This is a genomic window from Stenotrophomonas sp. ESTM1D_MKCIP4_1, from assembly GCF_003086895.1.
Lineage (GTDB): Bacteria > Pseudomonadota > Gammaproteobacteria > Xanthomonadales > Xanthomonadaceae > Stenotrophomonas.
The window spans coordinates 4068722-4082976 of sequence record NZ_CP026004.1 but is presented as its reverse complement, the minus strand read 5'-3'; the positions used below and the strand labels follow the sequence as shown (position 1 = coordinate 4082976).

The 14255-nt window shown below is 67.2% G+C and carries 15 protein-coding genes; 7 read left to right on the top strand and 8 right to left on the bottom strand.

The window, feature by feature from the left end:
- Positions 1–88: 88 nt before the first annotated feature.
- The 8 genes from C1924_RS18470 to C1924_RS18435 all read right to left on the bottom strand — a co-directional run bounded on the left by C1924_RS18470 (position 89) and on the right by C1924_RS18435 (position 8132).
- Positions 89–457, bottom strand: a complete 369-nt coding sequence (locus C1924_RS18470) for a Na+/H+ antiporter subunit G (RefSeq protein ID WP_108766608.1) — start codon at positions 455–457, stop codon at positions 89–91.
- Entirely contained in the window at positions 454–738 is a 285-nt protein-coding gene (locus C1924_RS18465) for a K+/H+ antiporter subunit F (protein WP_006399171.1), read from the bottom strand. The genes C1924_RS18470 and C1924_RS18465 overlap by 4 nt, the downstream gene beginning before the upstream one ends.
- The gene (locus tag C1924_RS18460; RefSeq protein ID WP_108766607.1) at positions 735–1241 is read right to left on the bottom strand and encodes a Na+/H+ antiporter subunit E; all 507 of its coding nucleotides are present in this window, start codon (positions 1239–1241) and stop codon (positions 735–737) included. Before C1924_RS18460 ends, C1924_RS18465 begins: the two co-directional genes overlap by 4 nt.
- Positions 1238–2773 carry a monovalent cation/H+ antiporter subunit D gene (locus tag C1924_RS18455; RefSeq protein WP_108766606.1) on the bottom strand — a complete coding sequence of 512 codons (1536 nt, stop codon included), beginning with the start codon at positions 2771–2773 and terminating at the stop codon, positions 1238–1240. Before C1924_RS18455 ends, C1924_RS18460 begins: the two co-directional genes overlap by 4 nt.
- Entirely contained in the window at positions 2770–3147 is a 378-nt protein-coding gene (locus C1924_RS18450; protein WP_108766605.1) for a Na+/H+ antiporter subunit C, read from the bottom strand. The genes C1924_RS18455 and C1924_RS18450 overlap by 4 nt, the downstream gene beginning before the upstream one ends.
- Positions 3147–5975, bottom strand: a complete 2829-nt coding sequence (locus C1924_RS18445; protein ID WP_108766604.1) for a monovalent cation/H+ antiporter subunit A — start codon at positions 5973–5975, stop codon at positions 3147–3149. The genes C1924_RS18450 and C1924_RS18445 overlap by 1 nt, the downstream gene beginning before the upstream one ends.
- Positions 5976–6328: 353 nt before the next feature.
- The gene (locus C1924_RS18440; protein WP_079225412.1) at positions 6329–6814 is read right to left on the bottom strand and encodes an Mpo1-like protein; all 486 of its coding nucleotides are present in this window, start codon (positions 6812–6814) and stop codon (positions 6329–6331) included.
- 391 nt (positions 6815–7205) lie between these two features.
- Positions 7206–8132: a phosphoribosylaminoimidazolesuccinocarboxamide synthase gene (locus C1924_RS18435; RefSeq protein ID WP_029379835.1), complete on the bottom strand. Its 927-nt coding sequence runs from the start codon at positions 8130–8132 to the stop codon at positions 7206–7208.
- A gap of 144 nt (positions 8133–8276) precedes the next feature.
- On the opposite strand from C1924_RS18435, the gene C1924_RS18430 reads away from it, so the two are divergent.
- The 7 genes from C1924_RS18430 to C1924_RS18400 all read left to right on the top strand — a co-directional run bounded on the left by C1924_RS18430 (position 8277) and on the right by C1924_RS18400 (position 14253).
- Positions 8277–8606: a DnaJ domain-containing protein gene (locus C1924_RS18430; protein ID WP_006399039.1), complete on the top strand. Its 330-nt coding sequence runs from the start codon at positions 8277–8279 to the stop codon at positions 8604–8606.
- 30 nt (positions 8607–8636) lie between these two features.
- Positions 8637–9311, top strand: coding sequence for a ribulose-phosphate 3-epimerase (gene rpe, locus C1924_RS18425; RefSeq protein ID WP_108766603.1), 675 nt, complete (start codon positions 8637–8639; stop codon positions 9309–9311).
- 61 nt (positions 9312–9372) lie between these two features.
- On the top strand, positions 9373–9855 hold the full coding sequence (locus tag C1924_RS18420; RefSeq protein ID WP_108766602.1) for a GNAT family N-acetyltransferase: 483 nt from the start codon (positions 9373–9375) through the stop codon (positions 9853–9855).
- Between the two features lie 264 nt (positions 9856–10119).
- The gene (yegS, locus tag C1924_RS18415) at positions 10120–11055 is read left to right on the top strand and encodes a lipid kinase YegS (RefSeq protein ID WP_108766601.1); all 936 of its coding nucleotides are present in this window, start codon (positions 10120–10122) and stop codon (positions 11053–11055) included.
- 291 nt (positions 11056–11346) lie between these two features.
- Positions 11347–12822, top strand: a complete 1476-nt coding sequence (gene trpE, locus C1924_RS18410; protein ID WP_108766600.1) for an anthranilate synthase component I — start codon at positions 11347–11349, stop codon at positions 12820–12822.
- 67 nt (positions 12823–12889) lie between these two features.
- A complete protein-coding gene (locus tag C1924_RS18405; protein ID WP_108766599.1) occupies positions 12890–13663 on the top strand; it encodes an SIMPL domain-containing protein in 774 nt (257 codons plus the stop codon).
- A gap of 2 nt (positions 13664–13665) precedes the next feature.
- Complete coding sequence (locus C1924_RS18400) at positions 13666–14253, top strand: aminodeoxychorismate/anthranilate synthase component II (RefSeq protein ID WP_108766598.1); 588 nt, start codon at positions 13666–13668, stop codon at positions 14251–14253.
- The last annotated feature ends 2 nt before the right edge of the window (positions 14254–14255 follow it).

The window sequence follows — 14255 nt, the reverse complement described above, 5'->3', positions numbered from 1 at the left end:
CACGCCATGCGTGGATGTCGGGCCATGCCGACCAACGGTCGGCACCCACCATCAATGAATTGTGCCGACCAACGGTCGGCACCTGCCGTCAACGCGCGGGGGGTTCCGGCGGCGGCAGCTGCTCTTCCTTGGCGCGTTCGTTGCCGGGCAGGCTGGGCCGGGTTTCCATCAGCAGCGACAGTGCCGCCTTTGCCATCATGTGTGCGCTGATCGGCGCGGTGATGAACAGGAACACGGTGATCAGCAGCTCGCGCGGCTGCGGATCCTGGCCCAGGAAGATGTGGTAGCAGACCGAACAGGCCAGCACGCAGCCTACGCCCAGGGTGCTGGCCTTGGTCGGTGCGTGCAGGCGCTTGAAGAAGGTCGACAGCTTCACCAGCCCCAGTGCGCCGACCAGGATGAAGAAGCAGCCGAACAGCAGCAGGACCGACAGGGCGATCTGGATGAAGGTGATCATTCGACGATGTCCCGGCGCAGCACGAACTTGCTCAGCACCACGGTGCTGCCGAAGCCGAGCATGGCAATGACCAGCGCCGCCTCGAAGTAGATCGCCGAGTTCAGGTACATGCCGAACAGCATCAGTTCGGCGATGGCGGTCACCGACAAGGTGTCCAGCGCCAGGATGCGGTCGGGCACGGTCGGGCCGCGCAGCAGGCGCCAGGTGGCCAGCAGCATGGCCAGGCCGACCACGTGCATGCACACCACCAGGGTGGTCTGGATGATCTGGAATCCAGTCATGGGAAGATCTCCATCAACGGGGCTTCGTAACGTCGCTTGATCGTGTCGATCAGGTCCTGCGGGTCGTCCAGGTGCAGCACGTGCACCAGCAGGTATTTGCGGTCATCGCTCAGTGCGGCCGACACGGTGCCCGGGGTCAGGGTGATCATGCTGGTCAGCGCGGCGATGCCGTGGATGTTGGCGATGTCCAGCGGCAGCCAGATGAAGCCGGGGTGGATGTTGCGCTCCGGGCCGAGCACCTGGATGGCCACGCGGATGTTGGACATGAGGATGTCCCACAGGGTGACGAACAGCAGCTTCGGCACCGGCCGCAGCGTACCGATGCGGGCGAATTCGCGGTCCAGGCGGGCGGCGAACAGCGGTACCACCACGCCCAGCACCATGCCCAGCACGATCTGGCCAAGGGTGAAGCTGTCGGACATGAGCAGCCAGAACGCCACCACCATCATGCTCAGGGCGGGCGAGGGGAACACGCGGCGGCTGAGGGAACGCTTGGCGGTCATGGCTGGCGGATCTCCGGCGGGGTCGCGCGCAACTGCTGCACGTAGTCACCCGGCTGCAGCAGCTGGGCGGCGATGGCATCGGTGTGGCGCATCAGCGGTGCCGCGCCCAGGGTCATGCCGATGCCATAGGCCAGCAGCAGGCAGGCGGCGTACAACTCGATGCGGCGCAGCCGTGCCTTGCGCGGCGGCGGTGCATCGGGGTCGGGCAGCGGCACGCGCCAGAACAGGCGGATGCCACCGCGGGTCAGGCCCATGATGACCAGCAGGCTGCTGACCAGTACGGCCGTCCACACCGCGCCGGTGTACTGCGCGGGCATGCCGGCCAGCAATGCGGCCTTGGCCAGGAAGCCGGACAGCGGCGGCAGGCCGGCCACCGAGACCGCACCGATCAGGAACAGCACGGCCGGCGTTTCCTTGCCTGGCATCGGTGCCACCACTTCCTTGCGATCGCTGGCGCCGCCGCGACGGCGGCGGATCAGGTCGGCGACGAGGAACAGGGCGGCCGCCACGAACGTGCTGTGCGGCAGGTAATACAGGCCGGCCGACAGCACTTTCGGCGTGCCCACCGCGAACGCGATGAACAGCGTGGCCGCCGAGACGATGACCAGATAGGAGATCAGTACGCGCAGGCGGGCGGCGGCCAGTGCACCCAGGCCACCCAGCACCAGGGTGGCCACGCCGGCCCACAGCAGCCAGTCGCGGCCGTAGCCGGCCAGCGCGCCCGCGTCCTCGCCGAACCACAGCATCTGCACGCGCAGCACGGCGTACAGGCCGACCTTGGTCATGATGGCGAACAGCGCCGCCACCGCAGCGGGCGCACGTGCGTAGGATTCGGGCAGCCACAGGTACAGCGGCATCAGCGCGGCCTTGGCGCAGAACACCAGCAGCAAAAGCCCCATGGTCGCCTTCACCAGGGTCAGCTGCGCCGGCGGCACCTCGGCGATGCGCTGCGACAGCTCGGCCATGTTCAGTGAACCCAGCGAGGCGTACAGCAGGCCCAGCGCGATCAGGAACAGGGTCGAGGCGGTGACGTTGAACACCACGTAGTGCAGGCCGATGCGCATGCGCAGGCCACGGCCGCCGCTGAGCAGCAGGCCGTAGGAGGCGATCAGCATCACCTCGAAGAACACGAACAGGTTGAAGATGTCGCCGGTAAGGAACGCGCCGTTCAGGCCGACCAGCTGGAACTGGAACAGCGCGTGGAAGTGCGGCGCGCGCCGGTCCCAGCCCGAACAGGCGTGCATCAGGCAGGGGATGGCCAGCAGCAGGGTGGTCAGCAGCATCCACGCCGACAGGCGGTCGGCCACCAGCGCGATGCCCAGCCGCGAGGGCCAGTCACCCAGCAGGTAGACGTTGATGTCGCCGCCAGCGGTCTGCGCGAACAGCAGGCCCACCGCCATCGCCAGCGCCGCCATCGCGGTCCAGGCCACGCTGCGCTGCACCTTGGGGCCATAGCGGCGGTGCTCGACGAACAGGGAGAGTGCGGCGCCGAGCAGCGGAATCAGGATCGGCAGGATCACCAGATGGTTCATGCGTGGTCCTCGTCCCGACGCGGCGGGGCGTCCTCATCCGGTTCGTGCGCATCGACGTGGTCGCTGTGGTTGTCACTGCGGCTGCGCATGGCCAGCACGATGCTCACTGCGGTCATCGCGAAGGCGATGACGATGGCAGTCAGCACCAGTGCCTGCGGCAGCGGATCGGTGTAGTTGCCCAGGTGGCTGTCCACGCCATCCTTCAGCACCGGCGCCTTGCCCAGCACCACGCGGCCACCGGCGAAGATCAGCAGGTTGGTGGCATAGGACAGGAAGGTCATGCCGAGGATCACATCGAAGCTGCGCGCGCGCAGCAGCAGGTAGATGCCGATGGCGGTCAGCACGCCGATCGCGGTGGCCAGGGCCAGTTCCATCAGTGCATCTCCCCGGTGCGGGCCGAACGGCGTTGCAGGTCGATCTCGCCGCGGCGCGCGGTGCGCGTGCGCGATGGCTTGACCGTACCCATCATCGACAGCATCAGCATGGCGCCGCCGAACACCACCAGGTACACGCCGATATCAAAACCAATCGCGCTGGCCAGCGGCACCTCGCCGATCAGCGGCAGATGCAGGTCCAGATGGCCACTGGTCAGGAACGGTACGCCGAACAGCATCGAGGCGCTGCCGCTGAGCAGGGCGATCAGCAGGCCCACGCCGATGCAGCGGATGTAATCGAAGCCGAAGCGCGATTCGACCGAGGCAGTGCCCTGGATCACGTACTGGATCAGCAGCGGTACGGCCAGCACCAGGCCGGCGATGAAGCCGCCGCCGGGCGCGTTGTGGCCACGCAGGAACAGGAAGATCGACACCGTCAGGGTGAGCGGGAACATGATCTGCGCCAGGTCGGCCGGCACCGGCAGCTTGATCGGTGGGCCCGGCATGATCTGTTCCGGGGCCATGCGCGTGCGCCGCAGCAGGGCATGCACCACCAGTGCGGCGATGCCGAACACGGTGATCTCGCCAAACGTATCGAAGCCGCGGAAGTCGACCAGGATCACGTTGACCACGTTCTGCCCATACGCTTCGGGCAGGGCGCGGGCGAGCATCTCGCCGGCCATGGTGTTCGGCGGCAGGGTCATCGCGCTGTAGGCCAGCGCGCCCAGGCCGGCACCGGCGATGATGGCGATGACTGCATCGCGGCGCTTGCGCCAGCGCGGCCGCTCCGGCCCGGACTGGGCAGGCAGGTAGTTCATGCCCAGCAGCATCAGCACCAGGGTCACCATCTCCACCAGCAGCTGGGTCAGGGCCAGGTCCGGCGCGGACAGGAACACGAAGGTCAGCGCCACCATCAGGCCGACGCCACCGACCAGCAGCACCGCCAGCAGGCGCTGCTTGTAGACGCGCAGGGTGGCCACGGCGCAGGCCATCATCACCAGCCACAGCGCCCAGCCCAGCAGCGGGATCGGCTGCGGCCTGGTCCAGTTGGGCGATGCCGGGTTGGCGATGTAGGGCGCGGCCGCCACGGTGATCGCCACCAGCACCAGGCCCAGCAGCATGCGCTGCAGGCTGCCGTTGGCAATGCCATTGGTCAGGCGCATGGCCAGCGCGGAAATCGTATCCAGCTGTGCGTGGAAGACGTTGCGGCCGGTGGCGGTGTTCTCCACGCCGTGCAGGTTGATCACCTTGCGCAGGCCGAAGTACAGGGCCACGCCGCCGACCACGCCGATCGCGCTCATCGCCAGCGGCAGGTTGAAGCCGTGCCAGACCGACAGGCTGTATTCGGGCATGGCGTTGCCGAGGATGGAACCGGCCGCCGCATGCAGTACCGGCGCCACGGTCAGCGCCGGGGCGATGCCCACCGCTACGCAGATCACCACCAGGATCTCCACCGGCACCTTCATCCAGCGCGGCGGCTCGTGCGGCACGCGGTCCAGATCGTGCGGGCCGGGGCCGAAGAACGTGTCGTGCACGAAGCGCAGGCTGTAGGCCACGCCGAACACGCCGGCCAGCAGCGCGGCGATCGACACCGCCGTGCGCATGGTGCCGGGCCCGCCGGCGGTGAGCGCCTCGGCGAACAGCATTTCCTTGGACAGGAAGCCGTTGAGCAGCGGGATGCCGGCCATCGCCAGCGAGGCGATGATCGCCAGCGCGCTGGTGAAGGGCATCAGCTTCCGGAGCCCGCCCAGCTTGCGCATGTCACGGGTGCCGGTCTCGTGGTCGATGATGCCGGCGGCCATGAACAGCGAGGCCTTGAAGGTGGCGTGGTTGAGGATGTGGAACACGCCGGCCACCACCGCCATCGGCGTGGACAGGCCGAACAGCAGGGTGATCAGGCCCAAGTGGGAAATGGTCGAGTAGGCCAGCAGGCCTTTCAGATCGTGCTGGAAGATCGCGTTCCAGGCGCCGATCAGCAGGGTCAGCGCGCCGATGCCGCTGACCGTGTAGAAGAACAGCTCGCTGCCGGCCAGCGCCGGGTGCAGGCGCGCCAGCAGGAACACGCCGGCCTTCACCATGGTGGCCGAGTGCAGGTAGGCCGACACCGGAGTGGGCGCGGCCATCGCGTGCGGCAGCCAGAAGTGGAACGGGAACTGCGCGCTCTTGGTGAAGATGCCGGCCAGCACCAGGAACAGGGCGTAGGGGTACAGCGCGCTGGCGCGGATCTGCTCACCGGCGGCCAGCACCACGTCCAGATCGAAGCTGCCGACGATGCGGCCGATCAGCAGCACGCCACCCAGCAGGGCCAGGCCGCCGCCACCGGTGATCACCAGCGCCATCCGCGCGCCCTCGCGGGCGTCCTTGCGGTGCGACCAGAAGCCGATCAGCAGGAACGAGCTGATGCTGGTCATTTCCCAGAACACCATCAGCAGCAGCAGGTTGCCCGACAGCACCATGCCCAGCATGGCGCCCATGAACAGCAGCAGGTAACAGTAGAAGCGGTGCGCGTTGTCCTGGCTGCTGAGGTAGTAGCGCGCATACAGCACCACCAGCGCGCCGATGCCCAGCACCATGCCGGCGAACATCCAGGCCAGGCCATCCAGGCGCAGGGCGAAATCCAGCCCGATCTGCGGCAGCCAGGGCACCAGAGTGCGTACCACCTGGCCGTCCATCACGGCCGGGGTGAGCCAGCCGAGGATGGCCAATCCGCCCAACGGCGCCAGCGCCGCCAGCCAGGCGGCTGTCGAGCGGGAACTACGGGGGAAGGCCGCAACAGCCACTGCCATCAGGAACGGCAGGGCCAGCAGCAGGGGCAGGCTGGGGAGCATGCAGGGAATCCGTGATTCACGAGCAGGTCAGTGAGTCTAACAGTCAGCCAAATGTCGCCGAAACCCATGTAACGGCCACAAACAGCATGTAACGTGCGCTATTCATCTTTTTTGCGGTGCGGCAAGCCGTTTTCCCGGCCTTGCGGCGTGTGGTCCCCGGCTTTGCCGGATCGGCTCCCTACGCCCGCGCATGGCCGCCTGCGCCCCCGTGCGACAACGGCTGGGGGCCGCATGGCGGGCGCGCAGGCAGGCGGGTGCGGCCCGCGCACTGCAGGCTGGCAGGTCGATCGTGGAGCAGGGGTGACGGGCTTGGCCCGTTCAGGAAACGACCGCAGGCGACGCCGGAGAGAAGGTCAGTAACGCCAGTCGAGCTTGCGGTAGGCCTTGGCCATCACCCAGGCCGGGCCGATCAGCAGGTAGGTCAGGTCGGTCAGGAAGCTGGGCTTGCGGCCCTCGAACTTGTGGCCGATGAACTGCGCGACCCAGGCCACCACGAACACGCCCACCGCCAGCCAGAACAGGTTGTGCAGACCGATTTCAGCCTCCAGCAGGCGGCACAGGCAGCCGAACACAAAGAACTGGATGAGCATGCCGATGCCCAGCGGGCGCGACAGTTTGTTGTAGAAGCACCAGGCGCTGAACATGGCGAAGGCCGCCCAGATGCCGTACTGGAACCAGGTGATCAACGGCGGCACGCACCACAGCAGGGCGACCACCGACCACAGGATGGCCGGCACCGCGACCACGTGGATGCGCTGGTTGATGACGTTGCGATGGTCGTCGGAATAGCTGGCGAAGTAGCGGTCGATCGGCCGCGCAAGCTGGGTGGTGGTCTGCATGCGGCCAGCATACTCCGCCCGGGCCGGGCGGTGCGGGGGGGCCGGGTGGCACCGACAGGGTCGCACCGGCGGGGTGGAACCGACCGGGTGGAACCGACCGGGACGCACCGACGGGGGGCACCGACGAGGCGCAACCGACCGGGCGGCACCGCCGGGGTAGAGTCGACCGTTGGTCGACGATCGCGCGCAGCGCGGGGTTTTCGAGGGCGGAACGAAGAACAGTCGACCAACGGTCGACTCTACCGGGTCCAGTCCGGCGGCGCGCGCGCGGGGGTAGAGTCGACCGTTGGTCGACGATCGCGCGCAGCGCGGGGTTTTCGAGGTCGGAACCGGTCCGAGGGGGGCCGGTGTCAGAACGCCCCCAGCCAGTCCGGCCGGGGGCGCTGGGGCATCAGTCGACGCTGATCCCGGCCAGGCGCTGCAGCGCCTCGGCGTACTTGGCGCGGGTGCGCTCGATGATCTCTGCCGGAATCGTCGGGCCCGGGGCGGTCTTGCCCCAGTCCAGCGTTTCCAGGTAATCACGCACGAACTGCTTGTCGTAGCTCGGCGGGCTGGTGCCCACTTCGTACTCGTCGGCCGGCCAGTAACGCGAGGAATCCGGCGTCAGCATCTCGTCCATGATGTACAGGCGGCCATCGGCATCGGTACCGAACTCGAACTTGGTGTCGGCCAGGATGATGCCGCGCTCGCGGGCATAGTCCGCAGCGAACTTGTAGATGCGCAGGGTGGCATCGCGCACGCGCTCGGCCAGGTCCGCGCCCACCTGCTTGACCATCGCATCGAAATCGATGTTCTCGTCATGGTCGCCGACGGCGGCCTTGGTGGACGGGGTGAAGATCGGCTCGGGCAGCTGCTCGGCCTGGCGCAGGCCATCGGGCAGGTCGATGCCGCTCACCTTGCCGGTACGCTGGTAGTCCTTCCAGCCGCTGCCGATCAGGTAGCCGCGGGCGATCGCTTCCACCGGCACCGGCTTCAGCTTGCGGGTGACCACGGCGCGCTTGGCGTACAGGGCCGGGTCCACGCCTTCGGGCAGCACGCTGGCCACGTCGATGCCGGTCAGATGGTTGGGCATCAGGTGCGCGGTCTTGGCGAACCAGAAATTGGACACCTGGCAGAGCATCTCGCCCTTGCCCGGGATCGGGTCGGGCAGGACCACGTCGAACGCCGACAGGCGATCGGTGGCCACCATCAGCAGGTAGTCGCCCGGCGGGGTCCCTGCCGGCAGCCGCTCACGCGGGATATCGAACACATCACGCACCTTGCCGCGATGGCGCAAGGGCAGGCCGGGGAGATCGGATTGCAACAGCGTGGTCGGCACGGGCACTCCTGGGGCTTCGTCGATACGGCTGCCCAGCGGACCCGGCGGGCCCGCAACTGGTCAGCGGGCGGCCTAGTGTAAAGCCGTCCGGGCCCGCTGTGACGTAAAATGAGCGTCCATTTCGCCGGTCGACCCTGGGGCGCCATGCGCTGGTACGGAAAACTGCTCGGATTCATCGCCGGCGCCCTGCTGTTCCGGCCCAATCCGCTGTTCGGGGCGGTCATCGGCCTGCTGATCGGCCACGCCTTTGATTCGGACTGGTTCCGCCTGAACAAGGAAAACCCGTACCGCGAGCTGGGGCTGACCTCCGAGGCCACCGACGCCGAGGTCGAACGGGCCTACCGCAAGCTCATTTCCCAGTACCACCCCGACAAGCTCGGCGGCGCGGCCCCCGAGCTGCAGCAGCAGGCCGAACAGAAGTCGCGGCGCATCAACGCCGCCTACGACCGCATCAAGACGCTGCGCAAGCGCTGACCCCTTTCCCTCGTCTCCAAGGCCCCGGCCATGTCCAACTGCCTCATCGCCCCGTCCATCCTGTCCGCCGATTTCGCCCGCCTGGGCGAGGAAGTGGACAACGTCCTGGCCGCCGGTGCGGACTGGGTCCACTTCGACGTGATGGACAACCATTACGTGCCCAACCTGACCATCGGCCCGATGGTCTGCCAGGCCCTGCGCAAGCACGGCGTGACCGCGCCGATCGACGTGCACCTGATGGTCGAGCCGGTGGACCGCATCATTCCGGACTTCGCCGAGGCCGGTGCCACCTACATCAGCTTCCACCCGGAGGCCAGCCGCCACCCGCACCGCACCATCCAGCTGATCCGCTCGCTGGGCTGCAAGCCGGGCATCGTGCTGAACCCGGCCACCCCGGTGGACATCCTGGACTGGGTGCTGGATGACCTGGACCTGGTGCTGCTGATGTCGGTCAACCCGGGCTTCGGTGGCCAGGCGTTCATTCCCTCGGCGCTGGACAAGCTGCGCGTGGTCCGCCAGAAGATCGATGCCAGCGGCAAGGACATCCGCCTGGAAATCGATGGTGGCGTGAAGGCCGACAACATCGGCGCCATTGCCGCGGCCGGCGCCGACACCTTCGTGGCCGGTTCGGCCATCTTCAACGCCAAGACCAGCTACCAGGACGTGATCGCGCAGATGCGCGCCAACGTCGCTGCGGCCCGCTGACAAAAAGGGGACGGAGGGGATTAAGCTCGATTAAGCCCCTCCGTCCCCTTTTCTCATTCTCATGGCACTGTTGAACATCCGTCCGGCCACCGTGGCCGATGCCGGCCTGATCCTGCATTTCATCCGTGAGCTGGCCATCTACGAGAAGGCCGCACATTCGGTGCAGACCGATGAGATCGGTATTGCCGAGAGCCTGTTCGGTGCCGATGCCACGGCCCGTGCCTTGATCTGCGAGGCCGACGGCGAGGCCATCGGCTATGCGGTGTACTTCTACAACTACTCCACCTGGCTGGGCCGAAAGGGCATCTACCTGGAAGACCTGTACGTCAGCCAGGAAAAGCGCGGTGTCGGCGCGGGCAAGGCGCTGCTGAAGTACATCGCGCGCCAGGCGGTGGCCGAAGGCTGCGGCCGTTTCGAGTGGTCGGTGCTGGACTGGAACACGCCGGCCATCGAGTTCTACACCGCGGCCGGCGCGAAGGCGCAGGATGAGTGGACCGTGTACCGGTTGCAGGGCCAGGCGCTGCACGATTTCGCCAACGGTTGATAAAAAAAGGCCGCGCCCATCACTGGCGCGCGGCCCTGCTGCATTCGTGGGAGGCTGATCCTGCCTCCATCCATCGTCCCTGCTATGGCCTTCCACTCTCCTGATTGGCCATGACACCTGCATGACAGGGCGGTTGCGGCACCGCGTCGGTTCCCCTGCACCATCATCCACGCATGGCGTGGAACTACTGTTTCCAAGCGTTGGCGTTCACTGGCCGCGAACGCGCGGTTGATAGCCTGTGCGCCCCCCACAGGAAGTACCTGCATGACCACCCCGCGTTGGCGCCTGATCCTCAACGGAAAATCCGCTGGCAATGACGAACTGCGCGAGGCTGTCGGCCACTGGCGCGGGCAGGGCGTGCAGCTGGAAGTGCGGGTGACCTGGGAAGAGGGCGACGCCGAGCGCTATGTTGCCGAAGCCATCGACCACGGCGTGGATGTGATCGTGGCGGCCGGCGGCGACGGCACGCTCAGTGCGGTGGCTGAAACCCTGGCCCACCGCGATGAGCCCGCCGACGCGCTGCCATCGCTGGCACTGGTGCCGATGGGCACGGCCAACGACTTCGCCACGTCGGCCGGAATTCCCACCGAGCCCCGCGATGCCTTCGCGCTGATCCGGCATGCGCCGGCACAGCCCATCGACCTGTTGCGGGTGGAGGCCGATGGCACGCCCTGGTGGTGTGCCAATCTCGCCAGCGGTGGCTTCGGCACCCAGGTGACGGTGGAAACCGATGCGGGCCTGAAGAAGATGCTGGGTGGACTGGCCTACGTCATCACCGGCATCGCCAAGCTGGGGCGCATCGAACCGATCACCGCACGCCTGTCCGGCCCGGAATTCGAGTGGGAAGGCGGCTTCATCGCCCTGGGCATCGGCAATGGCCGCCAGGCCGGCGGCGGCCAGCAGCTGTGCCCGCAGGCGCAGATCAACGACGGCCTGCTGGATGTCACCGTGGTGCCCGAACTGGAAGGCGAGGTGGCCGCCACCCTGGGCCAGATGCTGACCGGCGGCAAGGAAGCGGCACTGGAGCGCGTGGCGACCCGCGCGCAGCTGCCGTGGCTGCAGATCGACGCCCCCCAGGCATTGACCTTGAACCTGGACGGTGAACCCGTGCAGGCCCGCCGGTTCCGCATCGACTGCGTGGCCGGGCGCGTGCGGATGCATCTGCCGGCCGGTTGCGAGCTGCTGGTGGGGCAGGGGTAGAGTCGACCGGGTAGAGTCGACCGGGTAGAGTCGACTGTTAGTCGACTTACGCGCCAGGCGCGTGCATTCCCGCCGCTGATGGAAGAGCAGTCGACTGACAGTCGACTCTACCGGTCGTCGTTACCGCGGTTCAGGTTTCCAGGGTTTCCCTCCCGGCTGACCTGCGTTACAGTCCGAGGGTGTCCAGCCTGACGACCCCGCATACCCTTTCTTCCGCACGCCGTTGGTGGCGATGGTGGCCCGTTGCCGTCGTCCGCCCCCATAACGCTGTGTCCCGGAAGGAAAGTCGTCTTGAATTCGCTCGCTCAGTTTCAGCTGCAGGCCGCTGAAGGCCACACCCACATCCCCGTCGTCCGCGAAGTGCTGTCCGACCTGGACACGCCCCTTTCGGTCTACCTGAAGCTCGCCGACGGCCCCAATACCTACCTGTTTGAATCCGTCGAAGGCGGCGAGCGCTTTGGTCGTTACTCGATCATCGGCCTGCCGGCACGTCGCGTCTACGCCTTCCACGGCCACACCCTGACCGTGCGCGAGGACGGCCAGGTGGTCGAAACCCGCGAAGTGGCCGATCCGTTTGCCGAGGTCGAGGCGCTGCGCAGCGCCCATTCGGTGCCGAAGCTGGAGGGCCTGCCGGGCTTTACCGGTGGCCTCGTCGGCTGGTTCGGCTTCGAGTGCATCGGCTACATCGAACCGCGCCTGGCGCCGCCTGCCGGCCGCGATGAGCTGGGCACGCCGGACATCCTGCTGCTGGATTCCAACGAACTGGCCGTCTTCGACAACCTCAAGGGCCGCCTGTACCTGATCGTGCATGCCGACCCGCGTGTCGAGGGCGCCTTCGAGCAGGCCCAGGCACGCCTGGATGCACTGACCGCCAAGCTGCGTGCGCCGGGTGCGGGCTATCCCGCGCCGCTCAACAGCGATGTGCTGGACGAATCGGATTTCGTCTCCGGCTTCACCCGCGAAGGCTTCGTCGATGCGGTCCAGCGCAGCAAGGAATACATCCGCGCCGGCGACATCTTCCAGGTGGTGCTGAGCCAGCGCCTGAGCGTGCCGTTCAAGGCGCGCCCGGTAGATGTGTACCGCGCGCTGCGTGCGCTCAATCCTTCCCCGTACATGTACTTCCTCGATGTCGGCGACCTGCAGGTGGTCGGTTCGTCGCCGGAGATCCTGGTGCGCCTGCAGGACGGCGAAGTCACCGTGCGCCCGATCGCCGGTACCCGTCCGCGTGGTGCCACGCCGGAACTGGACCAGGCGCTGGAAGCCGAGCTGCTGGCCGACCCCAAAGAGCGCGCCGAGCACCTGATGCTGATCGACCTTGGCCGCAATGACGCCGGCCGCGTGTCCAAGGCCGGCACCGTGGAAGTGGGCGAGCAGTTCGTGATCGAACGCTACAGCCACGTCATGCACATCGTCAGCGAAGTGACCGGGCAGCTGCAGCCGGGCCTGAGCTACGCCGATGTGCTGCGCGCCACGTTCCCGGCCGGCACGGTCAGCGGCGCGCCGAAGATCCGCGCGCTGGAAGTGATCCGCGAGTTGGAACCGATCAAGCGCAACGTGTACGCCGGCAGCATCGGCTACATCGGCTGGCACGGCGATGCCGATACCGCCATCGCCATCCGCACCGCCGTCATCAAGGATGGTCGCCTGTACGTGCAGGCCGGCGCCGGCATCGTCTACGACTCGGATCCGGACAAGGAATGGGACGAGACGATGAACAAGGGCCGCGCCCTGTTCCGCGCCGTCGCCCAGGCCGCCAAGGGCCTGTAAGCCTTTCCGTGCCGCGGCCTGCGCTGCGGCACCTTCCGCTGTTCCCGTTCACGACATGGAGTACCGCATGAAGCTGCTGAGCGCATTGCTGTGGTCGTCACTGCTGGCCACGATGGCCCCGTCTGCGTGGGCGCAGGCCAATACCATCCCCTCGCAGCCGCATCTGCTGGTGAAGGGGCAGGGTACGCGCACGGTGATGCCGGATCGCTTCTCGGTCGATCTGCTGGTGAAGTCCACCGATCTCCAGGCCGATACGGCGCGCGCCCGCGTCCAGCACAACATGCAGGCCGTGCTGGCCGCATTCAAAAGCAATCATGCGGTGTCCGGCAGCGTGCGGGCCGACAACCTGGCGATCCGGCCGGAGCACCGCTATGCCGGTGGCAAACAGGAGTACGTGGGTACCCAGGTCAGCCGCCAGGTGAAGGGCAGCTTTGCCAGTCCGGCGGACCTGCAGGGCTTCCTGCGCGCCGTCAATGCGAGCGATGAGCTGCAGATCAGTGGCATGCGGCCCGGTTATGCCGACGAACGTGCCTTGCGCGCACAGTTGAAGGGCGAAGCGGCCGCGCAGACGCGCGAGTCCGCCCGCAATCTGGCCAGCGCCTACGGCACGCGCATCACCGGCCTTTACAGCATTTCCGACGTGGCGCCGAACTTCGCCTACGGCGTGCAGGCAGGCAGCTGGCCTGACGGCGATGCTTCGCTTGCGGAGGCCGGTCCGCCGCCCCCGCAGGCACCCGTGAACGGCGTCCCTGCACCACGGTCCATCGAGTCGGTTGAAGCCGGCCCCATCACCTACACCGAAAACGTGTACGCCATTTTCCTGATAAGCGACGGAACCTGACCATGTTGTGGATGATCGACAACTACGACAGCTTCACCTACAACCTCGTGCAGTACCTGCAGACGCTGGGCGCCGAGGTGAAGGTGGTGCGCAACGATGCGATGAGCGTGGACGAGATCGCCGCGCAGAAGCCCGAACGCATCGTCATTTCGCCCGGCCCGTGCACGCCCAGCGAAGCGGGCGTGTCGCTGGAACTGATCCAGCGCCTGGGCCCGACCACGCCCATCCTCGGCGTGTGCCTGGGCCACCAGGGTATCGGCCAGGTGTACGGCGGCACGGTCATCCGCGCCGGCAACATCATGCACGGCAAGACCTCGCCCATCCGCCATGAAGGCAAGGGCGTGTTCGCCGGCCTGCCGGACCGCTACCAGGCCACCCGCTACCATTCGCTGGTGGTGGACAAGCACAGCCTGCCCGACGCGCTGGAAGTGACCGCCTGGACCGAGAACGAAGACGGCTCGATCGAAGAGATCATGGGCCTGCGCCACCGCCAGTTCCCGGTGGAAGGCGTGCAGTTCCACCCCGAATCCATCCTCACCGAACATGGCCACGCCCTGCTGCGCAATTTCCTGCAGCGCCCGGCGGCCTGATC